The 26279-nt window shown below is 51.9% G+C and carries 21 protein-coding genes and 3 pseudogenes; 15 read left to right on the forward strand and 9 right to left on the reverse strand.

Translation table 11 applies throughout. The features are described from left to right. Positions 1-156 precede the first annotated feature (156 nt). Positions 157-642: a ribonuclease E activity regulator RraA gene (gene rraA / locus IT774_RS00550; RefSeq protein ID WP_195810893.1), complete on the forward strand. Its 486-nt coding sequence runs from the start codon at positions 157-159 to the stop codon at positions 640-642. On the opposite strand, the gene IT774_RS00555 is transcribed toward rraA, so the two are convergent. Genes IT774_RS00555 through mpl form a run of 3 tightly spaced genes read right to left on the reverse strand, consistent with a single transcriptional unit; the run spans position 639 to position 3458 of the window. Further along, on the reverse strand, positions 639-1463 hold the full coding sequence (locus IT774_RS00555) for a S1/P1 nuclease (protein ID WP_195810894.1): 825 nt from the start codon (positions 1461-1463) through the stop codon (positions 639-641). The genes rraA and IT774_RS00555 overlap by 4 nt on opposite strands. Positions 1464-1468: 5 nt before the next feature. Beyond that, positions 1469-2095, reverse strand: coding sequence for a flavin prenyltransferase UbiX (locus IT774_RS00560; RefSeq protein ID WP_195810895.1), 627 nt, complete (start codon positions 2093-2095; stop codon positions 1469-1471). Beyond that, positions 2085-3458 carry a UDP-N-acetylmuramate:L-alanyl-gamma-D-glutamyl-meso-diaminopimelate ligase gene (gene mpl, locus IT774_RS00565; RefSeq protein ID WP_195810896.1) on the reverse strand — a complete coding sequence of 458 codons (1374 nt, stop codon included), beginning with the start codon at positions 3456-3458 and terminating at the stop codon, positions 2085-2087. Before mpl ends, IT774_RS00560 begins: the two co-directional genes overlap by 11 nt. Before the next feature lie 321 nt (positions 3459-3779). Here mpl and IT774_RS00570 point away from each other — a divergent pair. The 4 genes and pseudogenes from IT774_RS00570 (at position 3780) to IT774_RS00585 (ending at position 7104) form a co-directional block, all read left to right on the forward strand. Continuing rightward, positions 3780-4759 (forward strand): annotated as a pseudogene (locus tag IT774_RS00570) (class 1 fructose-bisphosphatase). Positions 4760-4926: 167 nt separating this feature from the next. Further along, on the forward strand, positions 4927-5460 hold the full coding sequence (gene ppa, locus IT774_RS00575) for an inorganic diphosphatase (RefSeq protein ID WP_195810897.1): 534 nt from the start codon (positions 4927-4929) through the stop codon (positions 5458-5460). 156 nt (positions 5461-5616) lie between these two features. After that, the gene (locus IT774_RS00580; protein ID WP_195810898.1) at positions 5617-6087 is read left to right on the forward strand and encodes a DUF3299 domain-containing protein; all 471 of its coding nucleotides are present in this window, start codon (positions 5617-5619) and stop codon (positions 6085-6087) included. Between the two features lie 183 nt (positions 6088-6270). Further along, a complete protein-coding gene (locus tag IT774_RS00585; RefSeq protein WP_195810899.1) occupies positions 6271-7104 on the forward strand; it encodes a patatin-like phospholipase family protein in 834 nt (277 codons plus the stop codon). A gap of 5 nt (positions 7105-7109) precedes the next feature. Here the strand turns inward: IT774_RS00585 and IT774_RS00590 are convergent, their stop codons facing one another. The 3 genes from IT774_RS00590 to uvrA form a co-directional block, all read right to left on the reverse strand. Then, positions 7110-7823, reverse strand: coding sequence for a 2OG-Fe(II) oxygenase (locus IT774_RS00590; RefSeq protein WP_195810900.1), 714 nt, complete (start codon positions 7821-7823; stop codon positions 7110-7112). 2 nt (positions 7824-7825) lie between these two features. After that, positions 7826-8236, reverse strand: a complete 411-nt coding sequence (locus IT774_RS00595; protein ID WP_195810901.1) for an acyl-CoA thioesterase — start codon at positions 8234-8236, stop codon at positions 7826-7828. Positions 8237-8303: 67 nt separating this feature from the next. Then, positions 8304-11138: an excinuclease ABC subunit UvrA gene (gene uvrA / locus IT774_RS00600; RefSeq protein WP_195810902.1), complete on the reverse strand. Its 2835-nt coding sequence runs from the start codon at positions 11136-11138 to the stop codon at positions 8304-8306. A 173-nt stretch (positions 11139-11311) separates the two neighbouring features. Here uvrA and IT774_RS00605 point away from each other — a divergent pair. The 4 genes and pseudogenes from IT774_RS00605 (at position 11312) to IT774_RS00620 (ending at position 14309) form a co-directional block, all read left to right on the forward strand. Then, positions 11312-12657 (forward strand): annotated as a pseudogene (locus IT774_RS00605) (MFS transporter). A gap of 73 nt (positions 12658-12730) precedes the next feature. Continuing rightward, the gene (locus tag IT774_RS00610; protein WP_195810903.1) at positions 12731-13333 is read left to right on the forward strand and encodes an HAD family hydrolase; all 603 of its coding nucleotides are present in this window, start codon (positions 12731-12733) and stop codon (positions 13331-13333) included. Positions 13334-13407: 74 nt separating this feature from the next. After that, entirely contained in the window at positions 13408-13710 is a 303-nt protein-coding gene (locus IT774_RS00615; RefSeq protein WP_195810904.1) for a hypothetical protein, read from the forward strand. Beyond that, the gene (locus IT774_RS00620) at positions 13638-14309 is read left to right on the forward strand and encodes an alpha/beta hydrolase (RefSeq protein ID WP_195810905.1); all 672 of its coding nucleotides are present in this window, start codon (positions 13638-13640) and stop codon (positions 14307-14309) included. The genes IT774_RS00615 and IT774_RS00620 overlap by 73 nt, the downstream gene beginning before the upstream one ends. Here IT774_RS00620 and IT774_RS00625 read toward each other — a convergent pair. From IT774_RS00625 to IT774_RS00635, 3 genes are all read right to left on the reverse strand, one after another. Next, complete coding sequence (locus IT774_RS00625; protein WP_195810906.1) at positions 14303-15736, reverse strand: M28 family peptidase; 1434 nt, start codon at positions 15734-15736, stop codon at positions 14303-14305. The two genes, IT774_RS00620 and IT774_RS00625, sit on opposite strands and share 7 nt — an antisense overlap. Before the next feature lie 102 nt (positions 15737-15838). After that, positions 15839-16495: an RDD family protein gene (locus IT774_RS00630; RefSeq protein ID WP_195810907.1), complete on the reverse strand. Its 657-nt coding sequence runs from the start codon at positions 16493-16495 to the stop codon at positions 15839-15841. 62 nt (positions 16496-16557) lie between these two features. Further along, the gene (locus tag IT774_RS00635) at positions 16558-17559 is read right to left on the reverse strand and encodes a LacI family DNA-binding transcriptional regulator (protein ID WP_195810908.1); all 1002 of its coding nucleotides are present in this window, start codon (positions 17557-17559) and stop codon (positions 16558-16560) included. 257 nt (positions 17560-17816) lie between these two features. On the opposite strand from IT774_RS00635, the gene IT774_RS00640 reads away from it, so the two are divergent. The 6 genes and pseudogenes from IT774_RS00640 to IT774_RS00665 all read left to right on the forward strand — a co-directional run bounded on the left by IT774_RS00640 (position 17817) and on the right by IT774_RS00665 (position 26210). Continuing rightward, positions 17817-18908 (forward strand): aldose epimerase family protein, encoded by a 1092-nt coding sequence (locus tag IT774_RS00640; protein ID WP_195810909.1) that lies wholly within the window; start codon positions 17817-17819, stop codon positions 18906-18908. A 148-nt stretch (positions 18909-19056) separates the two neighbouring features. Then, positions 19057-20111: pseudogene (locus IT774_RS00645) on the forward strand (UDP-glucose--hexose-1-phosphate uridylyltransferase). Beyond that, entirely contained in the window at positions 20101-21243 is a 1143-nt protein-coding gene (galK, locus tag IT774_RS00650) for a galactokinase (RefSeq protein ID WP_195810910.1), read from the forward strand. Before IT774_RS00645 ends, galK begins: the two are co-directional and overlap by 11 nt. Before the next feature lie 51 nt (positions 21244-21294). Beyond that, positions 21295-22857: a sodium/sugar symporter gene (locus IT774_RS00655; RefSeq protein ID WP_195810911.1), complete on the forward strand. Its 1563-nt coding sequence runs from the start codon at positions 21295-21297 to the stop codon at positions 22855-22857. A gap of 322 nt (positions 22858-23179) precedes the next feature. Then, positions 23180-25288 (forward strand): TonB-dependent receptor, encoded by a 2109-nt coding sequence (locus IT774_RS00660; RefSeq protein ID WP_232365055.1) that lies wholly within the window; start codon positions 23180-23182, stop codon positions 25286-25288. A 343-nt stretch (positions 25289-25631) separates the two neighbouring features. Continuing rightward, positions 25632-26210, forward strand: coding sequence for a single-stranded DNA-binding protein (locus IT774_RS00665; RefSeq protein WP_195810912.1), 579 nt, complete (start codon positions 25632-25634; stop codon positions 26208-26210). The last annotated feature ends 69 nt before the right edge of the window (positions 26211-26279 follow it).

The raw sequence follows: 26279 nt of genomic DNA on the forward strand, positions 1-26279 counted from the left end.
GTTATCAAGGTCTCAATACGATGAATGGCTTGAAATGCAGCGTTTGTCCTGCAATAAATAGTGTTATGCTAGTGACAGCAAATACCCGGTGCGGTGGTGTCTTTTGATACCGCGGGGCCCGGCACATTTTTCAGTCAACCATGAAAAGGCACTACGATGGACTATAACACCTCTGAACTCTGCGATTTATTTGCCGACAGTGTCGACGTCGTCGATCCTATTTTTGCCAGCTATGGGGGCCGTTATTCCTTTGGTGGCGAAATAACCACGATTAAATGCTATGAGGACCGGGGACTGATAGACCGGGTGCTGGCACAGCCTGGCAGTGGCAAAGTGCTGCTGATTGATGGCGGCGGCTCTACCCGGCGGGCGTTAATTGATGCCACTTCGGCGCAACTGGCCATCGACAACGACTGGGAAGGGATTGTGTGTTATGGCAGCGTCCGCGATGTGGATACGCTCACCGATTTTGATATCGGCATTATGGCGGTGGCCACGATTCCGGTGAATGCGGAAAGCGAAAGCATTGGTGATGCTGATGTGCCGGTGAATTTTGGTGGGGTGACCTTCCTGCCTGAAGATCACCTGTATGCCGACAGCACCGGGGTTATTTTATCCCCGGAGCCGCTGGATATCGATTAAGCCTCAGGCTTTTCAGACTGAGCAAGCGCAAAGACTTTATTAAGATATTGCGCCATCCGAATGCCCGCTTGTTGTAAGCGGGTTTTCGCTGTCGGCAGGTGCTCATAAAGATAATCATATGACATCTTATTGGCATCTTCGGGATAGATGGTATCGCGAATGGCCACACTTTCGGCTATCCAGTCATGGGGATCCGTGGTGCTCCACTGCATGATGTCGCCGGGGGCTATTTTGGCGTCCAGCCAGCGGGTCCATTCCGTAAACGATAAATCGCGCTGAGCCAGCATTTGGGTGTCCCATACCCGATGTAAGTTGGAATCTTCCCAGAAAAACCGAACTTTGACATCGTTACCCCCCCGATCGGTACCATTGCCAGCATGCAGCGGCTGATGTAAATCGCCAATAATGTGGACAATAAACCGTAGCGCCAGTTGTTTATCTTCCTGGCTGGCCGCTGGGTCCTGCAAGGTGGCGGTGAAACGCGACAACGCCGAGGCGGCGTCACCTTGCTGTGGTGCGCCTACCTCATGATAATGCTTATTTTTAGGCACTGTCACATAATGAAACGGCGGCGTGGTTTCTTGCCAGAACGGCGACGGATTAGAACGTTGCTCATCGGCGTAGGTTGAAGCTTCGGCCAGAGATTCATTGGGCAGAAGTTGCTGCACCGCGGCACTGGCCGTGGGGCTAAGATAACGCTCGGCGATGGCGCCGGTCACCCGGTGACCGGTCTGACCCCAGCCCAGCGCCGGCAAACTGGTTAGTAATCCAGACACCAGGCAGGCGGTCAGTGTAAGGGTAGATTTTGCAGACACAGGCATGTGTATTATTCCTTTGTTGTATGAGCCTGATAGCCCCACCGGGCCATCAATTGTTGATCAACACCAAGATGATCCAGAATTCGCGCCACCACAAAATCGATTAAATCAGCGATGGACTGTGGCTGATGGTAAAAGCCCGGTGCGGCCGGCATCATCACCACCCCCATTTGCGATAATTTAAGCATATTCTCCAGGTGCAGCGACGATAAGGGCATTTCGCGGGGCACCATGATCAGCTGGCCGCGTTCTTTGAGCACCACATCCGCTGCCCGCTCTATCAAATTGTCACTGGCACCACAGGCAATGGCCGATAAGGTGCCGGTCGAGCAGGGGCAGACCACCATTTGTTTTGGCGCGGCCGAGCCAGAAGCCACCGGCGAAAACCATTCTTCTTTGCCACATACCGTAATCTGATCGGGACGGGCATTAAAGCGTTCAGTGAAAAAAGCCGCCGCCGCTTCGGGCTTGCCCGGAATTTTCAAATCTTCTTCGGTGGCAAAAACCACCTTGGCAGCCGACGACATCAGTACGTATACCTGATAGTCAGCGTACACTAACATTTCTAACAGACGCAGGGCATAAGGAGCGCCAGAGGCGCCGGTAATAGCCAGAGTTATGCGTTTATCGGTCATCGGACTCTCCTGAGTGGGATGCTTGCAAGGCGGTTAACAGGCGCTGATGAATATTTTCAAACCCGCCGTTACTCATCACCAGAATATGATCGCCAGGGCGCGCCAGTTGCAAGGTTTCATCAATGATATGCTGAACCTGGTTGCAGCAGCGTGCCGGTGTCTGACTGCGCGCGGCAGCCTGGGTCAGCGACCAGGTCATGCCCGCTGGCTCATAAATCAGCACATTATCGGCCTGCTGCCAGGAGGCGGCCAGGGTGTCTTTGTGTACACCCATTTTCATGGTATTGGAGCGCGGCTCTAAAATGGCCAGAATACGGGCAGAGCCGACTTTGTTACGCAATCCGGCCAGGGTCGTCGCAATAGCGGTAGGGTGGTGGGCAAAGTCATCATAGACAGTGATACCGCCCACCTGACCTTTGGTTTCCATGCGCCGTTTTACATTTTTAAACCGCTGCAGGGCGGCAATGGCATCTTCTAATTGCACCCCGGCATGATGCGCCGCGGCAATGGCCATAATGCCATTATCTACATTATGCTGGCCTACCAGCGACCAATGAACTTCGCCTATAACCTGCTGGTGTTTCAGCACTTTAAAAGCACTGCCATCAGGATGCAGCAGCTGCGCCTGCCAGTCCTCGCCCAGCCGTTGTTGGTCACTCCAGCAACCTTGTTCCAGGGTGTGCGTGATGGCCGGGGTCTGGGTGGGAGACAGGATCAGGCCGTTTTGCGGTACCATTCGCACCAGATGGTGAAACTGGGTTTGAATGGCAGCCAAATCGGCAAAGATATCCGCATGGTCGAATTCAAGATTATTGATGATGAGCGTTTTTGGCCGGTAGTGCACAAATTTAGAACGTTTATCGAAAAAGGCGCTGTCGTATTCGTCTGCTTCAATTACAAAAAACGGACTGTCACCGGTTCGGGCTGAAATACCAAAGTTTTCCGGAACGCCGCCAATCAAAAACCCCGGGTTTAACCCGGCATCTTCTAAAATCCAGGCTATCATGCTGCTGGTGGTGGTTTTACCGTGGGTGCCGGACACGCCGATAACCCAGCGCTCGTGTAACAGATTTTCAAGCAACCATTGCGGTCCGCTGGTGTAATCCAGGTTGCGGTTTAACACATATTCCACCGCCGGGTTACCCCGTGACAAGGCGTTGCCGATGATAACCTTGTCGGGAACCGGCTCAAACTGGGCCGGATCGTACCCTTCGGTCAGGGTGATACCCAGCGCTTCGAGCTGGGTGCTCATCGGCGGATAAACATTGATGTCAGAGCCGGTTACGGTATGGCCCAGCGATTTGGCAATAGCGGCGATGCCGCCCATAAAGCTGCCACAGATACCCAGAATATGTACGTGCATAAGAAGTCTGTTTTTCTCGTCAGGCTGGCTACTCTACCAGAACCTACAGGGGCTGCGAATATCTCATTTCCCCTAAGTAACGTTCGCAGGTACAATTACCCGCAGCCGGTTAAAAAAGAAACGATAGCCGAGGGCTCTGTCAGCAGCAGGTGGTTAACAACTTGCATTAATCTTGCAGCCCCCCGGGTTTGGATGGCCGCAGCAATTGCGCTTTACGCTGTCCTGAACAGGCAAAAAATCGTACACTCAGCCCCCGGCCATGCTCCATGATACGCTGAGTAACATTATTAAAAATCCCTACAAAACAAGGCAAACGCACACATGAAACGATTAAATTCACAACTGCAGCACGATGGTGCGCCGCTTGAACTTATTTTGCTTATCAGAACCTTACTGGCAGGTTGTAAGGAAATTTCGTTTCGGGTGAGTCAGGGCGCGCTGGCGGGCGTACTGGGCTCGACGTTAAGTGAAAATGTTCAGGGCGAAACCCAGAAAAAACTGGATGTGATTTCCAATCAGATTCTAAAAGACACACTACGGGACTCAGGCTATGTGAAAGCCATATCGTCGGAAGAAGAAGACACCGTGGTGCCGTGTAATCCTGAAGGCAACTTTCTGGTGAGTTTTGATCCGCTGGATGGCTCATCGAACACCGAAATCAATAGTCTGATTGGCACCATTTTTTCGATTACTCATGCGCCGCAGTGGATGGAGGCCGATGATCCGGCTGCCTTTTTACAGCCAGGTTCGCAAATGGTGGCTGCCGGATATGTACTTTATGGTCCCTCGACCATGCTGGCGATGACCACCGGTCGGGGCACCCACATTTATACCCTGGATAAAACCCATGGCGGCTTTCTGCTGACCCATCCAAATGTTCAGGTGCCGCAGCAAACCAGTGAGTTTGCGATTAATGCCTCTAATGAGCGGCACTGGGAACAGCCGGTGAAAGATTATATCAATGATCTGCTGGCGGGCACCGAAGGCCCCCGGGAAAAAGATTTTAATATGCGCTGGGTGGCGGCCATGGTGGGGGATATCCATCGGGTCTTATGCCGTGGTGGTATTTTTATGTACCCGTTTGATAAACGTAATCCATCTAAACCTGGCAAACTGCGGTTGTTGTATGAAGCCAACCCCATGGCCTTTTTGATGGAGCAGGCGGGGGCCTGGCCAATACCGGACATGGACGCATTATGGAAGTTATGCCCACCGAAATTCATCAGCGGGTGCCAGTATTGCTAGGCTCTAAAGACGAGGTGGAAACCTGTCTGAGTTATTATCAACAAACCGCGGAGTAACCCAAATTGCGCGACAAATAAGCAGCCGGCGCTCAGCGGAATCATTGGTTGTTTTTATTTTGTCGCGCTAACCGTATACTTGAGCCGTTTGCTCAGGCAAGGCAGGGCGCAGCAGTGTTTTGCCTGAGCAAATATCCCTTAGTCTGATTAACACAAAGGAAAGATTTATGAGTCTGAACTCTGTACCAGCAGGTAAAAATGTACCTGACGAAATTAATGTCATTATCGAAATTCCGGCCCACGCCAACCCGGTAAAATATGAAGTGGATAAAGACAGCGGCGCGATGTTTGTAGACCGTTTCATGGCCACCTGCATGCACTATCCGGTGAACTATGGTTATGTGAACAACACCTTGTCTGAAGATGGTGACCCGGTGGATGTGCTGGTAATGACTCCCTTTCCTATTCACAGCGGCTCAGTGATCAAATGTCGTCCGGTGGGTGTGTTGAACATGACCGATGAGTCTGGTAAAGATGCTAAAGTCCTGGCAGTGCCGGTTGACAAGCTGTCGACCATCTATCGTGATGTGAATGAGATCACTGATGTACCAGAACTGACCAAACAGCAAATCGAGCATTTCTTTACGCACTATAAAGATCTGGAACCCGGCAAGTGGGTTAAAATCGATGGCTGGGCTGATGCGGCTGCCGCTAAAGAAGAGATTGTGGGCAGCGTGAAACGCTTCGAGCAATCGGCGTAATAGCCTGCGCTAATGTGATTAATGAAAAAGAGCCGAACCCGGCTCTTTTTTTGTGTCTGCGATTTACGCCCTAAACAAAGCGCCTGTTAGCAGGTTATTCGCCAGCACTTTTGTGAAATAATAGTGATGTTGAAAAAGCGCACACAAAGAGGCCTTATGTTGCGAATAAAATTATTAATACTGTTGTTGGTGGTGGGCGTCAGTGCCCCGGCGCAGGCCGGTGAGCCAGCAGAAGTGTACTGGGAAGATCTGGTCCCTGAAGGGTTCAGTGAACTTAGCACCCGTTCAATCAATCATGATGGCAGCATGACTCAGCTGCAGCCCAATGCGCCGGTGGTGCAAAAATACGATGGACAACGGGTGAAAGTCCCGGGGTTTGTAGTGCCGTTAGAAGGGACGTCGGAGCTGACCACCGAATTTTTACTGGTGCCTTATTTTGGGGCATGTATTCATGTACCGCCGCCGCCTTCCAATCAGATAGTGCATGTCACCTTTGAAGAAGGGGTGGCCATAGATGATCTGTATGATGCTATCTGGGTCACCGGGACCTTATCAACAGATGGATGGAAAGGCGATATCGCTACGGTAGGCTACCGACTGACCGGAGAGTCTGTGTCCGCCTTTTAACGTGTTTTTCCCCCTGCCTTCAATATACGGTTAATCTCTGATAAGCCGGGCTGGCAAGCATTTTGAATAATGTTTAAACAGACCAGCCCGTGCCTTGTGATTGTGTGATTCTTTCCTGTTCGCTCGGGTTTTGCTAACCCGGATGTGTAAATCCTTCACATCGGCGCGACGAGGAATGAGAACATGAAATCAGCACTGGTTGTAGAAGGCGGCGCCATGCGCGGTATTTTTGCCGCGGGTGTTCTGGATGTGTTTTTAGCCAAAGATTGTGCATTTGACTTTGCTATTGGGGTCTCCGCCGGGGCCACCAATCTGTCGACCTTTGCGGCCGGGATCCCCGGTTTAAGCCGCACCCTGATCACCGAATACGCCACTCGCCGGGAATTTTTCAGTCCCTTGCGTTTTATCCGTGGTGGCCACATGACCGATGTGCACTGGTTGTGGCATCAGGCCCGGGCCCAGCTGGACAAGCAGGGCACCCATGAGGAAGCGACATTACCAGTGTATGTGGGGGTGACCAATGTGGATACCGGGACGTGCGATTATCTGCGGGCCACTACGGATAATATTAATGATTTGATGGTCGCCTCCTGCTCCATTCCGGTGGCGTACCGGGATCAGCCACAGATTGGCCAGCACCGGTATGTGGACGGCGGGGTAGGTGATTCAATCCCGGTGCGCAAAGCCTATGAGATGGGTGCCCGCGACATTACCGTGGTGTTGTCACAACCGCTGGGTTTTTCGAAGCCTTCAGTACACTCAGGCTGGTTGCTGGAAAAACTGTACGGTCATCAACCGGCTTTGTTGCAAACCTTGCTGCAACGCCCGCAATTTTACAATGACACGCTGGCCTTTTTACAAAACCCGCCGGCGGATCTGAACCTGAACATCGTGGCGCCACCCGCGGGCTTTAATGTGAAACGGCTGACGATGGATCGCCGCAAACTGAACCGGGGTTACAAGCATGGCAAAATTGCGGCGCTGCGTATGCTAAGACAGTTGCGGCGCGCTGCCTGAGCTTTTTACGCGCCCGCGGTATAGATATGTTCGGCCCGGCTGAACAGTAACCACGAGGTGAGAATATATTTGTCGTTACTTATGGGGATCTGGCCGCGATGGGTATGGGTGAAAAAGGCTGGTGCAATCACCATGGTCCCGGCTTTAGGTTTGATTGACCGGTTCTGGTAAAAAAAGTCAGTTTCTCCGCCTTCTTCCACATCGTTGAGGTAATACATAAACAACAATGTGCGATGCAGAGCTTCGTTATGTGGCAGCTGAGGAAACACTTCAGAGTGCCAGTAAGGATAACCGCCTTCACCGGCTGTATAGCGCTGCGCATTTATCTCGCCCACCCGAAACAGGTAATTCAGCAGGTTAGGCAAATTGGGTTTTCCTACTTCCTCGAAATTCTCGCCCGTGAGCTTTACCGGCTCGCCGGTTTCAGGATGGCGTACGGTCAGACCAATGGGCCCGACTAACGCAAAAAAATATTTTTCGATGTAACTGAGTAAGGCCTTGCCGGTTTTTTCCATTACCGGCTGAAACAGAGGCGCAAACTCATTGTTATCGCTGAAAGAGACATCCACACTGCGCTTTTTATCCAAATCGACACCGCCCCCGGTCTTGCCGGCGGTCAGGTTCGGGCTCTGATCAAACTGGGTGATGATGTCCTGACACAGGGACTGGGGCAACACATCATCAATCACTTCAATAAAGTCGGTTTGTTCACCGTACATACTTACTGTTCCCTAAAATGTGCCATCAGTTGGGTTTTGACGTCATCAGAAATTGGCGCCGAGCGCTGGGTTTTAAAATCGAAATGCACCAGAGTGGTGGTGCCGGTGGCGCATTTAACCCCGTTTTGCCAGGCTTCCTGCAGGGTTTCAAACGAGCTTTTCCCCACCCGGCTGATATAGGTTTTAATGGTTACTGCTTTGCCATAAAACAACTGCGCGTGAAAATCGACATGATAGCTGGCCAGGATCAGCGGCCAGTTGGTCAGGTCCAGCTCAGGAGTGAAAAAACGAAAAATCGGATCGCGCCCTGCTTCAAACCACTCTACCAACGTGGTATTGCCCACGTGCCCCAGGGCATCAGTTTCACAAAAACGAACATCAAAAGTAGTTTCTAAAGGCGTGTTATCAGTCATGGTACAACTTGTTAATATTGAGTGTCAGATAGCGCCCACCATAGCACGGCGGGCGTCGGGGTCAATATTAACGGGACTGAGTCAACAAGGGTTTCAGGAAACGGCCCGTATGTGAGGCGGGCTCTTCAGCCACCTCTTCAGGCGTCCCTTCGGCAATGATAAGTCCACCCCCTGAGCCGCCTTCAGGCCCCAGGTCCACAATCCAGTCCGCTGTTTTAATCACATCCAGATTATGCTCGATGACCACCACGGTATTGCCATGATCCCGTAGCCGGTGCAGTACCGCCAGCAATTGCTTGATATCGGCAAAATGCAGGCCGGTAGTGGGCTCATCCAGAATGTACAAGGTCTGACCGGTATCACGCTTAGACAGCTCCCGGGCCAGCTTGACCCGTTGAGCTTCACCGCCCGACAGCGTGGTGGCGGCCTGGCCCAGCTTAATATACGCCAGCCCCACATCCGTTAAGGTCTGCAGTTTGCGGGCAATCGCCGGGATGGGATCAAAGAACTCCCGGGCTTCTTCTACCGTCATACTCAGCACTTCATTAATGTTTTTACCTTTGTACTGAATCTCCAGCGTCTCGCGATTGTAACGCTTGCCTTTACACACATCACAGGGCACATACACATCAGGTAAAAAGTGCATCTCGACCTTAATGACGCCATCGCCCTGACACGCTTCGCATCGTCCGCCTTTTACATTAAAGCTGAAGCGACCTGGCTTGTAGCCGCGCGAACGGGCTTCCTGGGTGCCGGCGAACAACTCACGGATGGGGGTGAAAATTCCGGCATAGGTCGCCGGGTTAGAGCGCGGCGTCCGGCCGATGGGGCTTTGGTCGATGTCCACCACTTTATCCAGCAACTCGAGGCCACTCATACTGCGATGGGCGGCCGGCTCATTGGCCGTAGCATTATTCAGCTCGCGTTGGGCAATGCGGTAAAAGGTATCGTTGATAAGGGTCGATTTACCTGAGCCGGAGACTCCGGTGACACAGGTCATCAAGCCTGCCGGAATATTCAGGGTAACATCCTGCAGGTTATTGCCGGTGGCCCCTTCAAGGGTCACCCACTTGTCTTTTTGGGCCGGCGTACGGGGCGAGGGAATTTCGATGCGCTCTTTGCCAGAAAGGTACTTCCCGGTAAGTGAGTCTTCACAGTTAAGGATGTCGTCTAATGAGCCTGCGGCAATGACCTCGCCGCCGTGCATGCCCGCACCCGGACCAATATCAATCACAAAATCGGCTTCGCGAATAGCATCTTCATCGTGTTCTACCACCAACACGGTATTGCCCAAGTCCCGCAGGCGGGTCAGGGTTTTAAGCAGACGCTCGTTGTCTCGCTGATGCAGACCAATGGAAGGTTCATCCAACACATACATCACCCCGACCAGGCCGGCGCCAATCTGGCTGGCCAGTCGGATACGCTGGGCTTCACCGCCCGATAAGGTATCGGCACTACGGGATAAGCTCAGGTAATTCAGACCGACGTTGATCAAAAAGGTCAGGCGGTCCTGAATCTCTTTGAGGATCTTTTCTGCAATCTGCGCTTTTTGGCCCACTAAGTCCAGAGAGTCGAAGAAATCAAACGCATCCGCAATCGACATACCGGCAATTTTGGGCAAATTGGTATCCTGGATAAACACATTGCGGGCTTCTTCACGCAACCGCGAACCGCCACAGGTATCGCAAGGCTGCTGCGCCAGGTATTTAGCCAGTTCTTCGCGAACCGCATTAGACTCGGTTTCACGGTAGCGGCGTTCCATGTTGGGAATAACCCCTTCAAATGGATGTTTGCGCTCCATAATGTCGCCGCGGTCATTAATGTATTTGAATTTAAGCGACTTACCTTTTGAGCCATACAGCACAATGTCCTGCGCTTTTTTACTCAGCTCGCCAAATGGCTTAGTTAAATCAAAATCATAGTGTTCGGCCACAGCCTGCAGCATTTGGAAGTAGTAATAACTGCGTTTGTCCCAGCCGCGGATGGCACCGCCGGATAAGCTGAGCTCGTCATTGGTCAGAATGCGGGTAGGGTCGAAAAACTGCCGGGTCCCCAGACCATCACAGGTTGGACAGGCCCCTGCCGGGTTGTTGAAGGAAAACAACCGGGGTTCGAGCTCGCTCAGGCTATAGCCACAGTGTGGACAGGCAAAGTTTGCCGAAAATACGGTCTCCGGTGCATCGGGGTCGTCCATATCGGCAATCTTTGCATTGCCTCCCGACAACTCCAGCGCGGTTTCAAAGGACTCGGCCAGGCGTAGCTGCAGATCGTCACGTACCTTAAAACGGTCGACTACCACTTCGATCGTGTGCTTTTTATGTAAATCCAGCTCCGGCGGATCCGACAGGTCACAGACTTCACCATCAATCCGGGCCCGGATAAAGCCTTGTGAGGCCAGATTTTGCAGCATTTTAACATGCTCACCTTTACGGTCTGAGATAACCGGGGCCAGCAGCATCAGCTTGGAGCCTTCGGGCATCGCCAGTACTTTGTCCACCATCTGGCTGATGGTCTGGGCATCCAATGGTACATCATGATCAGGACAGCGCGGGGTGCCCACCCGGGCAAACATCAGACGCAGATAATCGTAGATCTCGGTGATGGTCCCCACGGTAGAGCGCGGGTTGTGGGAAGTGGATTTTTGTTCAATAGAAATCGCTGGCGACAAACCTTCGATATGGTCTACATCAGGCTTTTCCATCATCGACAAAAACTGCCTGGCATAGGCAGACAACGACTCCACGTACCGGCGCTGACCTTCTGCATACAGGGTATCGAAGGCGAGGGAGGATTTTCCCGAACCAGATAAACCGGTAATAACCACCAGCTTGTCTCTGGGAATTGTTAAATCGACATTCTTCAGATTGTGGGTGCGGGCACCACGTATTTCGATTTTATCCATTGAAACCCAACATTTGCCAAAAGATCCAGTATGCCATACTGGGTCATAAAAATAATCTTTAGTTACGCCGCCAGCCCTGTGCAGATCACCTTGGCAGCGTAATCGGCGGATGGGCGGGGCCAGATTTTGTGGTACACTTTGCCGCCTATTTAATGCAGAGGAATTGTAAGGTTTTGAACGCGATAGAGTTACGTGCGGCCCTCACACTGGCACTGGTATATGTGCTTAGAATGATGGGGCTGTTCATGGTGATGCCCGTGCTGGCCGTCGCCGCGATGGACTATCCGGATTATTCTCCTGTGCTGGTGGGACTGGCAATAGGAGGCTATGGCCTGACTCAGGCCGCCTTACAAATCCCCATGGGCATGCTGTCTGATCGGTGGGGTCGAAAACCGGTGATTTTGCTCGGCCTGGCGGTCTTTGCATTAGGCAGCTTTATTGCGGCCAGCGCGGATACTCTGACCATGATGGTCATAGGGCGAATTTTACAGGGCGCCGGTGCCATCGCCGGAGCCATAATGGCCCTGGCCACCGATGTCAGTCGTGAAAGCCAGCGCGCCAAGGTGATGGCAGTGATTGGCATCGCCATTGGGTTTTCGTTTTATCTGGCGGTACTGGTAGGCCCGCTGATTGCCCAACACTGGGGACTGGCCGGGATATTTGCCCTGACCGGTGTATTTGCGCTGTGCTGCATGCCGCTGATCCAGTGGGCGGTGCCCACCGTGGTGATGTTTAACAGCTCCGATGTACTGCCGCGCGCCGGGCAGTTGCGGCAACTGGTGTTTTCATCACAGCTGTGGCGCTTGAATGTCAGCGTAATGGTATTGCATATGATGATCACCTTGTTGTTTGTGCAGTTGCCGTTGACGCTGGTGCATTTTGATATGACCCTGGAAAGTCACTGGGAATTGTATTTGCCGGTGCTGGCAGTCTCGATAGTGGGTCTGGTCATCTTGATGGGGATAGCCCGGGCCGTATGCCCCGCTCGCTGGTACTGTTATCGGCTCTGTTTATGGCCCTGGCCTTTGCGATGCTGGCTTATAATGATGGCAGTCAATGGCTGGTGGTTACCGCGGTTATTCTGTTTTTTACCGGGTTCAATTATTTAGAAGCCAGCTTTCCGGCGCTGGTTTCCAGTATCGCGCCGGCAGGTAGTAAAGGCACGGCCATGGGCCTGTACGCCAGCTTTCAGTTTTTTGGCGCCTTTATGGGCGGCATACTGGCAGGGTTTGTAAGCGATCACTTCTCCGCTGCTGCCGCCTATGCAGTGGGCGCGCTGGCAGCGGCAGGCTGGTTATGGGTATTAGCCGGGCTGCGCGAGGTGGCCCGGGTTAAGCGAGTCACTTTGCATACTACCGTTAGGATGCATCAGGAAGGTGAGTTGCGCCTGGCACTGAGTCAGCTGATGGGGGTGGAAGAAAGCCGTATCAGCGCCCTGGAAGGCGTGGTGTATTTAAAAGTTAATAGTGACTTTGATCATATGCAAGCCACCCAAACCTTACGTAGTTTTGAACATTAATCAGCTGGTGATCACCAGCTCAGGGGCGCGCAGCCGGCATTATTCGCCCGTTACGCACCACAAAGGAGCATCCATGAAAGTAGATTTATCAGGCTATCGCGGCATTGTATTTGATATGGACGGCACCTTGCTGGATTCGATGGGTTCGCACTTACAGGCCTGGCAACAAACGTGTGAGCATTACGGGTATCCATTTGACCGTGCTTTTTTGCACAATCTGGGTGGGGTACCCAGTATCGCCACCGTAGAAATTCTGAATGACAAGCATGGTCTGACCCATGCGCCAGCAGAAGTCGCGCGTTACAAACGCGATGCCTGGATGGCACTGGATCATAGCCCAACCTTGATTGAAGATACCATGGCGGTATTTGAGTACTACCGGCCCACGATGAAAATCGGGATAGGCACTGGTGCGGATCGGGCTCAGGCCGAGAAGTTACTCGCCCAGCATGGTCTGCTGGCGCGAATAGATGCGTTGGTCACCTCCAGCGATGTTACCCAGGGCAAGCCGCATCCGCAGACATTTTTAAATGTGGCAAAACATATGGGGGTTGCCCCTGAGCAGTGCGTGGTATTTGAAGATACCGAGATTGGCGAGCAGGCCGCCCGACGGGCACAGATGGATTGTATTTTGGTGCACAATGGCGTGATTCAGGTGCCCGATTCCCAGGGCTAGTGCCCGGGTACGGCTAACAGGCGCGCTGCTTTAAAGCTTTACTAACCATAACGAGAGATACAGTGAACCGGGTAATGAACAAACACCCTTTCTGGCAGGTCAGTTCCAGTGTTCTTTTTAGCATTCTTTTCACGCTAACCACGCTCGCCCTGGGAGGGTGTGCCATTGATGTCAGTACCGCCACCTTTGTGCATCAGGATAAGGAGGTTACCCTGATTGATACCACCCAGCTGCATCAGCGGGTAAACCGGGATGAAGCGGAGGTGTCGATTACCACGGTACAGCTTACCAACGCTCAGGGATTATGCTCAAGGGCATCGCGGTGTCGTACCCCGAGCCGGTGGTCAACATTGTGTTTTTTGGCGGCAACGGCATGACCATTTCAAAGTCTTCGGGGCTGATGCACCAGTTTGGTAAAATACCCGCCAACATCCTGTGGGTAGACTACCAGGGAATGGGCGCCAGCCAGAAAGCCCCTGGCATGCGCATGGCCAATATCAAGGCCGACGCCCTGCAAATTTATGATTATGGGAAAAGCGTATTTCCGGGGAATTTACCCACCGTGGTGCATGGCTTATCGATGGGCAGTATTGTGGCCAGCTATGTGGCTTCAGTGCGAGAAGTGGACGGGCTGGTACTCGATGGTGCGATTAACCGGATCACGGATGTGGCCCAGAATATGGTACCGCAATGGACCAAATACTTTACCTATCTGAGTGTGTCTGCCGACCTGGCTATGGTAGATAATGCCGATTACATTCGAAACTATCACGGGCCGCTGCTGATTCTGGCAGGCCGGGATGACGAACTGACCCCGGTAGCATTTGGCCGGGAGCTGTATGATGTGTCCCCCAGCTTCAATAAAGAGATTATTGTGGTGCCGGGTGCACGCCATGCAGAAAATATGGAGCACCACAAAGTGGTGCCCCGCTATCGGGAGTTTTTACAGTCGTTCGAACTGTACCCGGGTTATTGAGTCTGGCGTGAGGCCGTCTGCGGCGGGCGGCGAAACTCGGCCGTAGTTGAGGTCGCAAAGTACGCAAACATAGTATAAATCGCGGTATTGGTTTTTAATGCCTCAGCATTGACCTTATCCAGGGTATCGTTGCGGGTATGGTGGTAATCAAAATAATCACTGCCGTCGGGGTTAAAATTGACCGCTGGCTGCCCGGCTTCACCCAGCGCGCTCATATCAGACTGCCCCTTCGCTGAGTTGGTGCTGGCCATTGACACGCCTAGCGACGACAGATGTCTGGCAAAGCTTTGAATGGCCGGCAGTGCCTCGGGGTTAACGCCTGGCTCCAGTTTATAAATTTTGCCATTACCAAAATCCCACTCGGCGCCAATAACATGCTGGGACATCTCCTGTTGGTGCTGCTTTACATAGTCTTTTGCACCCAGCAGGCCCACTTCCTCGGCAGCGAATAATATCACCCGCAGGGTGCGGTCGGGCCGGGTAGGCAGGCCAGCCAGATAGTGTCCTGCGGCCAGGGTGATGCCCACCCCTATACCATCATCAATGGCGCCGGTGCCCACATCCCAGCTGTCCAGGTGGGCGCCCAGGGTAACCAGTTGTTCAGGGGTGCGGGCACCGGTTACTTCGCCGATAACATTGGCAATAGTGGTGGTTTTGCCAGAAGGACCACTGGCACTGGTACTTAAGGCAAATATCACCGGCTGGCTTCGGCCCAGAACGTTTTGCAGCAAATCCGCATCGGGGTTAGAAATAGCCACCGCCGGAATCTTTTTCACGCCCTCGGCATAGCGGGATACGCCGGTATGCGCCAGTTTGTTCGAATCGGTGCCTACAGAGCGCATGATAAACGCAACCGCACCTTTTTTGGCCGCCTCAGACGCCCCTACCACCCGGGCGCCGACCGCTTTGCCATACCCATGGCCGTCTTTGTGACGTTCCATTTTGTAGGATACAAACGCAATTTTATTGTTCAGCGAATTGGCCGGAGCGGCCTGAAGTGCCGCCAAATCTGCAAACTCCACGACCTCAGCTTCAATGGTTTTACCATCGGTGCCGACGCTGTTACCTAAGGCCAGGGCGGCCACCGGATGGGGAAACGGACTGCTGATACGGGCCTCAATATCGCCCCGCTGCCACAACTGCGCGTCACTTTCTTCGGTCCAGACCTTATCAAAACCCAGTGCCTTCATTTTGTTTACGGCCCAGGTCACCGAGCGCTTTTCACCTTCAGAGCCCACCAGGCGGGCGCCGACCTCAGTGGTGAGAGACTCAATCAGCTGATAGGAAAGATCGTCTTCAAGTGCTTGTTGCTTAAGGGTTTGTAAGGTTTGTTCCTGAGTATCAGTAAGGCCGGTGTCGGCCGGACTAACGGTGCTGACTAGCAGCAGTAGGCTGGCCAGGGGCTTATAAAGCGTGCGCATTTTCATTCGTGTTCTCGTAGTTGATATTATTATTAACAATGGGCGGCGAAGAGCAGTTTTTGCCGGTCATTGCCGGTCTGGAGTACGCCGGTGCGAAGAGCCGCCGGTTTAGCTGGAAATATACCCCACCCGGGTACCTGCCACATAGTCATGCAGACACCGACGGGGTTTGCCGGCGATAAATAAAATATCTGCCAGCGCAATGACGGCGCCGAGGACCGGCAACGAATACGCCAGTAACATCGGCAGGTGCCGTTTAAACACATAGCGGCTAAAGGTGGCGGGCCGGCCTTCGAGTGTCTGTACCTGAATATGCAAAAAATGTTTGCCGATGGTCTGAGCGCGGGTGGCAATGAGGTAACCGTTGATCAACAAGAACATCAGTACCCCATAACACAGCCCAAGCAAAAATGATTGAAACAGTGCCAGAAAGCCGCTTTGGGGAGAGGTCAGCCCCAATTGTTCCAATAACGGGTTGGCCACAATCCAGAAGGGGATGGCAGCCAGAATACTGACCAGAGCATCAATAATGGCGGCCGCAAAACGTTCCCGGCGGCGGGCCACAGTAAAGTGTTCAATATCATTAATCTCGTCCAGCTCTGCCTCATCCTGGGTCTGGCGCTGGCGGGCTTCGGCATCTATTAAGTGTTGTTCAATTTCACGGGCACGTTCAGGATCTGTTTGTTTATCGACATTTTGCAAAGCGGTTCGTAGCTCGGCAATGGTGTAGGTAGAATAATCAGGCGGCGCCACGGACATCCCCATTTGTCAGCTTTTGTGTAATTCAGTGTACCTGCCTGAAAGCACAAACAAAAGTACTTCACGGGTCAGATATTAACCACCGATTCGCGCTTTACAATGGTAGGCGTATATTTATAGGTATTACCGTTCTGGGGCTCTTCACCACGGGCGTAGGCCAGTGCCAGTTCGGCCGCTTTGGCGGCCATCATCTCTACCGGATAGCGCAAGGTGGTCAGTTTGGGCCGACAATATTTTGCCAGCAGTACATCATCATAGCCAATAATCGATACCTGGGCAGGAATATCAATATGATGGTCCTGCAACATGGTCATCGCCCCGGACGCCATAGCATCGTTGTAGGCCAGCACGCCGGTGAACGGGATGCTTTTGGCGAGCAAATTCTGAATTGCTTTTTCGCCACCTTCCTGGTCCGGCGTGGCGTATTCGATATGACTCTCTGGCAGGGTTAATCCTGCCTGGGAAAAGGCCTGGCGAATACCGTCGAGACGTTGAATCGGGTCAACAATCTGGTAGCGGCTGCTAATGACTGCGATGTCTCTGTGACCACTTTTTATCATATGTTCTGCCATCAACCGGCCACCGGTCACATTGTCCAGCCAAACACAGCGATGACTGATTTCGGGAATGTAACGGTTAATCAGTACAAATCCGGGAACCTGGCGGGCAAAGTCAATCAGGGTTTGATCGGGTAGCGCTTTGCTGTGTACCACCATGGCTTCGACCCGGTGTTCTAGCAGGGTTTCGATGGCTTTTAATTCGGTTTGTTTTTCGATTGAGCCGGCGCTCATCAGGATTTGCACATTGTGGCGACGGGTAACCGTCTCGATACCATGGGCCAGGGTGGCAAAAAACGGATCGAGCAGTTCTGCAATCACCACTCCCAGAGAGGCGCTTTTCTGGGTTACCAGTGCCCGGGCATTGGCATTGGGACGGTAACCCATCTCCTGCATGATTTTTTTTACCCGCTCGCGGGTTTGGTCGCCCACCTTGGGGCCATTGTTTATCACCCGGGACACGGTCGCCAGGGACACGCCCGCAGCATTTGCAATATCTTTGATGGTAGCCATGAAACGTCAGTACATCCTTTCTTGGGGTCGTTTACCCTGGATTAATAGCCAGATGAGATTAGCATGTCCGGGATAAAAATAACGCCCTCAGAGGAAAAATTTTCCCGTAAAGACATGGCTTAATCAGAGATTTGCCGGCAAGCGCTTTTCAATAGCAGGGAAAACGTATAACCTAGATGGAAGACGATATTTTATTGTGGCCGTAAATTATGGCCTTGGTACCATCATCGGTTTGCGTTAACTATCCAGAGGAAATTATGGCGTCGGCACTTTCAGCACAGACTAACTCACAGGGGTGTACCATCAGTGAATCAGTCTATGGCACCGTGGGCAATGAAACCGTCCGTCTGTTCACCTTACAAAACCAGCATCAGATGCAGGTGGATATTATCAATTTCGGCGGCATTATCACGGCCCTGCGGGTGCCGGATCAGCATGGAAAGGTTGACGATGTGGTGGCCGGATTTGATGATTTAGCCAATTATGTCAGCGATGATGCCTGTTTTGGGGCCATTGTCGGTCCGTATGCGAATCGTATCGGTAGTAAAGGATTTTGGCTGGATGACACATTTTATCCATTGCAGACCAATGAGGGCGCCAACACTCTGCATAGTTCGGTGGCCGGTGTGCAAAAGAAGCTATGGCAAGCCGACACAGAATGTAACCACCACGAATGTAAGCTGGTGTTGAGCACGTTGTGCAAAGACGGCGAGGGTGGTTTTCCCGGCAACCGGCATATTACGGCCACCTATTCTTTGAACCAGCACAATGAATTGAGCCTGGTGTTTGACGCAATTACCGATAAAGCCACGCCCCTGAGTCTGACCGGTCATAGTTATTTTAATCTGGCCGGGGGCGGCACGGCGCTGGAGCATCAGCTGACATTACAGGCCAACCACATTCTTGCTGTGGATGACACCCTTATCCCCGAAGGCGCGCCCATGGCCGTGACGGGTACGCCCTTTGATTTTCGCCAGCCGCAGGCTGTGGGGGCGCGTATTGAGACAGCACACCCGCAGCTTAAAAAAGGCAATGGCTATGACCATACGTTTGTGGTACCAGAAGTGTATCGAAATGGCCGTATGCCGGTAGCCCGGGTCTGTGAGCCTGTCTCGGGCCGTACCATGGAGCTGTTTACTACCAGCCCCGGGGTGCAGTTTTATTCGGCCAATTATTTGTCGGGCAGTGCCCCGGGTAAACAGGGGCGTCATTATTGCGATAGGGATGCCCTGGCCCTGGAGCCGCAACAGTTTCCGGATGCACCGAATCAATCCGGATTTCCTAACCCGGTGTTACGCCCGGGCGAGCAATACCAAAGCCGTATCGTTTACAAATTCAGTACCCGATAACTCCCGGGGCCAGCTGGATTTGGCGCCTCATCGTAGTGACACGGGTGCTTTACTGGCTGCAAGGTTAATCGTTTACCCTGCTGGTTGCGGGTAATTGGCAAAAAATGGTGTCACCGGGTGATACCTCGGAACAAAATAAGAGAGTGCTATGACCACCACCTTTGATCCTACCGAACATCCGCATCGTCGATACAACCCCCTACTGGACGAATGGGTGCTGGTTTCGCCGCACCGGGCCAAACGGCCGTGGCAGGGCCAGTCTGAAACTACCGACCAGGCCGAGTCACCCGCTTACGATGCAACCTGCTACCTGTGTCCGGGCAACACCCGTATTAATGGTGAACATAATCCTGAGTATGACACCACGTTTGTATTCAACAATGATTTTGCCGCGTTACAGCAAGACACCCCGCCGGCGCAAAATGATGATCCGCTCTTTTGCATGCACGCCGAACAAGGGTGCAGCCGGGTTATATGTTTTTCTGCCGACCATAGTAAATCCTTGCCTGAGCTTACGCATAACCAGCGCCTGGCCGTGGTGCAGACCTGGGTCAGCCAGGCCCGTGAGCTGTCGCAACAATACCAGTGGGTACAGATATTTGAAAACAAAGGGCGGTAATGGGCTGTTCAAACCCTCATCCCCATGGGCAGGTATGGGCGCAAACCCATCTGCCCACCCAGGCACAGAAGAAACAAACGCAGTTTGAGCAATACTTTGCCCGGCATCAGCGTAGCCTGCTGGCCGACTACGTGAAGCGGGAAGTTGACGCCGATGAACGGGTGGTGCGGCTTAATGAAGACTGGGCGGCAATTGTTCCTTATTGGGCTGCCTGGCCATTCGAGATCTTATTATTACCCCGTTTCGAAGCTGCTTCGCTGACCGCCCTGAGCGTTGTGCAGCAGCAAAGCCTGGCAGATATCATCGGGCAGATAACGATATGCTACGACAATCTGTTTAAAACCTCGTTTCCCTACTCAATGGGGTGGCATAGTGCCCCGGCTGATGGGACCGAACATTTGCCCTGGGGGCTCCATGCTCATTTTTTCCCTCCGTTGCTGCGCTCGGCAACGGTGAAAAAATTTATGGTGGGCTATGAAATGCTGGCTGAAGCCCAGCGGGATCTTACCCCCGAGCAGGCCGCGGCCCGGCTAAAAGCTTTACCTGCGATGCATTACAAGGAGACTGGCGCTGATGCTCAATAACCACGATTTACAAAAGGCCTTTTTAACCCATTTCAGCATCGAGCCAGCGCACCTGGTGCATGCCCCCGGCCGGGTTAATCTGATTGGTGAACACACCGACTACAACGAGGGCTTCGTGTTTCCGGCGGCGATAAATTTTGGCACCTGGATAGCTGCTACCCCTCGCAGTGACCGACAGGTGGTCGCAGTGGCCATGGATATCGGGGCCAGTGAAAATACATTTAGGCTGGATGACATTCGGTTTGATGAGCAAGACGGCTGGGCGAATTATGTGCGCGGTGTGGTAAAAATGCTGCAACAGGCACATCCGCATATCGGCGGTATGAACCTGATGATTACCGGTAATGTGCCCCAGGGCGCCGGCCTGAGCTCCTCTGCCTCATTTGAAATTGCGATTTTGCGTGCCTTTAGTGAGGCCTATGGTTTGTCGTTGGAAGGGGTGCAGGCGGCGTTACTGGGGCAGCAGGCCGAAAATGACTTTGTGGGTTGTTCGTGTGGCATCATGGATCAGTTGATCAGTGCGTTGGGTCGTGAAGACCAGGCGATGCTGCTGGATTGCGAGTCGCTGACATTCCGGCATACCCCGCTACCCGAAGAACTGGCAATTGTGATCATCAACTCCAATGTAAAACGAGGGCTGGTGGATAGTGAATACAACACCCGCAGAGCCCAGTGTGAGCAAGCTGCCAGTACCCTCAAGGTGAAAAGTCTGCGCCATGCCTCATTGGCCGGACTGGAGCAAAGCCGCAGTGAAATGTCTGATAATGTATATCGCCGGGCCCGCCACGTGATTACTGAAAATAGCCGAACCCAGACCATGTTCACGGCATTACAGGCCGCGGACATAGCAAAAGTCAGTGAGGCGATGGCTCAGTCCCATGCCTCGATGCGTGATGACTTTGAAATCACCGTACCGCAAATCGATTATCTGGTGGATATTATTGCGGGTGTTATCGGTGATAAAGGCGGGGTCAGAATGACCGGCGGCGGCTTTGGAGGCTGCGTAGTAGCATTAATTCCAAAAAATATGGTAGAAAAGGTGTCGGATACTGTTAATAACTTTTATCATAATCAAACTGGGCTGACACCAACTATCTATGTATGCTCAGCAGTGCGGGGGGCTTTTGCCTGATCGCGACAGGCTAAACTGAAAGAATAAAACAACAAAAATGTTGGGTGCACTATGAAAATCGAGACGTTAGATCTCGCGGTATTCGTAATTTACGTTATCGCACTAATTGGTATTGCAGGCTGGGTTTCGCGCGAGAAGAAAGGCCACGAAAAAGATACAAACGATTACTTTCTGGCCGGCTCAAGCCTGCCATGGTGGGCCATTGGTGCGTCATTGATCGCGGCGAATATTTCAGCTGAACAAATCATAGGCATGTCCGGTTCTGGTTATCAGATTGGGTTAGCGATTGCCTCGTATGAATGGATGGCCGCGCTGACGCTGATTATTGTGGGCAAATTCTTTTTGCCGATATTTCTAAAGCACAAAATTTACACCATGCCCCAGTTTCTGGAGCAGCGCTATGACCACCGTGTTCGTAAAGTCATGGCGATTTTCTGGATCGGCGTATACATCTTTGTCAATCTCACCGCGGTTTTATGGCTTGGCGCACTGGCCATTAATACCATCGCGGGTGTGGATTTGATTTGGGGAATGATTTTCTTAGGGGCCTTCTCGCTGGCGTATTCACTGTATGGTGGATTAAAAGCGGTGGCTATGACCGACATTATTCAGGTTGTGCTGCTGGTCATTGGCGGATTGTTCTTATCGTATACCACCTTAAATATGATCAGCGACGGTAACGGGGCCTGGCAGGGCTTTGTTGACCTGACCAATCGTCTGCCCGAAAAATTCGATATGATCTTATCTGAAGACAGTCCGCACTATGACAGTTTGCCAGGGATTTCAGTGTTGATAGGCGGCATGTGGATCATGAATCTGTCTTACTGGGGCTTTAATCAGTACATTATTCAGCGCACCCTGGCGGCAAAAGATCTTGCCGAAGCCCAGAAAGGCATCGCCTTTGCCGCATTTTTAAAGCTGATGATGCCATTGATTGTGGTACTTCCGGGTATTGCTGCAGTGATTCTGTCACCGGATCTGGACAAAGCCGATCAGGCCTATCCCTCAATGATGACACTGATGCCTGTGGGGCTTAAAGGCTTGATTTTTGCCGCCCTGGTTGCCGCGATAGTCTCGTCGCTGGCCTCCATGACCAACAGTGTGTCGACCATCTTCACCATGGATATTTATCGGGATCGTAAACCCGATGAGAGCCAGCAACACTATGTTATGGTCGGACGGATTGTCAGCTTTGTGTCATTGATTATTGCGATGGTGGTGGCCAAGCCACTGTTAGGAAACTTTGATCAGGCGTTTCAGTACATTCAGGAATTCACCGGCTTCTTTACCCCAGGCATTGTGGCGTTGTTTATTCTTGGTATGTTCTGGAAAAAAACCACCGCCACCGGCGGCTTGGTGGCAGCGCTGGGCTCGTTTATCTTTAGCTTAGTGTTCTGGGTTTTCTTGCCGGATATCCCCTTTATCGACCGGGTCGGCATTGTCTTTTTACTGTGCTCAGGGCTGGCGATTGCTATCTCTTTGATTCAGGGCGAAGGAGATAATCCACGGGCGGTGAATGTCAACGAAGTGGAATTTGGCACTCGAACCAGCTTCAATATATCGGCTTTTGCGGTGGTGGCAATTCTTATCGCCTTCTATGCGACCTGGTGGTAAAACACCTTGTGCACTGATAACAAAAACGTCGCCTTAGGGCGGCGTTTTTTATTGGCGTAGCCAAACCCTCCCTCAACCTTCGTGGTTATAGCGAGCGAACATTCTGCCCCACCTTCTCCATGCCCCATTCCTCCATGCGCCATTCCTCCATGCGCTTATCGGGCGCGGATGAAACGCTGCACAGAAAGCGCATCTAAGCTATGAATGATAATTATTCTTATTTAATTTGGGGTGAAGCCTTTTCAATGCGAAAGAATGTGTTTATCATCCATCGCGAATAATAATTCTTATCATTCTCATATAAAAATTTTAGAGGACACCAGTGAAAAAGCACACATTATCCATTGCGGTTGGTATGGCTCTGACATTGAGCAGCGCCTATGCGCAAGCTGACTCTGCCCCCAAAGAATCTGATCTTGAGCGTATCACGGTACGTGGCGCCTTTTTTGGCCAGCAAGTTGCTGACTCTGTAAAAACACCAACATTACTGATTAATGTACCTCAATCGGTATCGGTAATCAGTGAAGAGCAGATTAACGAACAAGCCCTGTTCAGCGTGGCTGACGTGATGCAGTACACCCCTGGGGTAAGCATTGGCCTTGGTGAAGACCACCGGGACCAGATTACTATTCGTGGGCAAAACACCACGGCAGACTTTTTTGTGGATGGGTTACGAGATGATGTGCAGTATTTTCGCCCCCTCTATAACTTAGAGCGTGTTGAAGTATTACGCGGCGCCAATGCATTGCTATTTGGCCGCGGTGGCGGCGGTGGCGTGGTTAACCGCGTGACCAAGGTTGCAGAGATTGATAAAGACTTCACTGAACTAAGCGCGGGCATCGACACGTTTTCAGCAGGCTCGGTAAGTGTGGACACCAATATGGTGACTGGTAACGGTCAGGCATTTCGGTTTAATGGTGTATTCGACGCTATCGACAATCACCGTGACTTTAAAGATGGCGAACGCTTTGCCCTGAATCCCACCTATAGCTGGCAGCTTGATAACAATACAATGTTGCGTGCCTCTTATGAGTATGTGGATGATGACCGGGTGGTAGACCGGGGTGTGCCTTCGTTAAATGGCGAGCCATTAATGAATGCCCAGGACACTTACTTTGGTAAGCCTGGCTTCAACAATACTACATTGGAAGCGCATATCGCCAAGTTACGTGTTGAGCATCGAATCAACAGCACCTGGACCAGCAATGCTACGCTGCAATATGCGGATTACGATAAGCTGTATCAAAACCTGTACCCGGTCAACTTTGATGACACTGCAGGCACCGTGACACTGGATGGCTATAAAGATACCACTTCACGTCAGAATACTCTGTTCCAGGTTAACCTGGTGGGTCAGCTGGAAGGCTTTGGGGTAGCCCACACTTTGCTGATGGGCGCTGAGTATGGCGACCAGGACACTGAAAATGCACGCCGTGATGTCTTCTTTGCACAAACGCAGGATGACCAGGTCACCTTTATGTTCAGCAACCCGCTGGATATTCCGGCCATGACCCTTACTGATCCGGTCCGTGATCGTGCCTCTGAGGTTATGTTTACCTCATTGTTTGTGCAGGATGAGATTGAACTGACAGAACAGTGGATGGTGGTAGCCGGGCTGCGCTATGACAATTTTGATATTGATGTGGCAGACAAAATTGAAGCCGCCAATGGCAGCCAGGACGGTAACAATGGTTTGCTGAGCAGCTCCGATACCGAAGTTTCCCCGCGTCTAGGGGTGATTTACAAGCCAATGGATAACATTTCATTGTACGCCAGCTACAGTAAATCTTTCCTGCCGCGCTCGGGCGATCAGTTCCTGTCATTATCACTGACGTCCCAGGCGCTGGATGCTGAAGAGTTTGAAAACCGCGAAGTAGGGGTTAAGTGGAACATCAACGATGCCCTGAGCATCAATGCGGCAGTGTTCGAGGTAGAGCGTGAAAATGGCGCGACTCAGGATCCAAACAATCCGGAACGTTCTATTCTGACAGGTACTGAGACCACCGGTTTTGAAGTTCAGATGGTGGGACAGCTTACCAGGCAATGGGAAATTAATGCAGGCTACAGCAACTTAGATGGCGAAGAGCTGGGCCGGGTAGTGGATGGTGACATCGCGAACCGCGATTTAGCGCAACTGCCAGAGCATAAGTTTACCTTGTGGAACCAGTACTCACTGACCAATGACTGGCGTGTAGGCCTGGGTGTGTTGTATCAATCTGAACAATACGCCACACTGAACAATGACGTGGAACTGCCTGATTTCTGGCGGGTAGATGCCGCGGTTTATTATGACTACAGTGAGAACATGCAGGTTCAGCTGAATGTTGAGAATGTGTTTGACGAAGAATATTTCCCGTCAGCCCATAACGCTAACAATATAGGCACCGGCGAGCCGGTAAATGCCCGTCTGAGCGTTCAATACCAGTTCTGATAGCAAACCTGACAATACGCTGGTTGCCCCGCGCGGGGTGGGCAGCGTGTTGTTTTTCATCGTGGTTTTTAAGTCTCTTTTCAAAACGTTGTACGGTCAGTTATTGTCTGAGCTGTTTTCTGATCTATAGCCCAGCAGTTTTATTCCCTTCTTTTTATTAAGCTTGAAAATCAGTAAGCTGACACTCAGCGCAACAATTTTCATCTACAGCGCGTAATTTTTCGTTATAATGGTTGGCTTTAAAAAATCGAATACAGCCGAATTGTCCGTGTAAAAACTGAGTTTGCCACGGGCCATCAGCAAAACACGCTTGCAGCACAAAAGACATTAACAGGAGATATCGATGGCAAGTAGAGGCGTAAACAAGGTGATCCTGGTTGGAAACCTTGGTACAGACCCCGAAGTTAGATACATGCCTAACGGTAATGCCGTAGCCAACCTTAGTCTGGCCACCAGCGAAAGCTGGAAAGATCAGCAAGGCCAGGTGCAGGAACGCACGGAATGGCATCGTTTGACTATGTATCGCCGGCTTGCCGAAGTTGCCGGTGAATACCTGAAAAAAGGTTCGCAAATTTACGTGGAAGGCAAACTGCAGACCCGTAAATGGCAGGACCAGCAAGGTCAGGACCGTTACACGACTGAAATCATTGTCGATCAAATGCAAATGCTGGGCGGACGTAACGAAGGTGGTAATGCCGGCGGTGGCGGTTACCAGCAGCGCCCTCAAAATAATCAGGGCAATCAGGGCGGCTACCAACAGCAGCCTCAGCAAAACCAGGGTTATAGCAACCAGGGCGGCCAACAGGGTGGCGGTCAAAATCGTCCCCAAAATGCGCCAGCGCAGGGCAATCAGGGCGGCGGTCAGCCTAAGCCTCCGATGGCAGAGCCTGATTTTGACTTTGATGATGATATCCCGTTCTAGATCCTGGTTAATAAATTAGTGATATAGAAAAATCGATAAGAGCCTGTTTTTACAGGCTCTTTTTTTATA

The organism is Salinimonas marina (assembly GCF_015644725.1).
GTDB lineage: Bacteria > Pseudomonadota > Gammaproteobacteria > Enterobacterales > Alteromonadaceae > Alteromonas.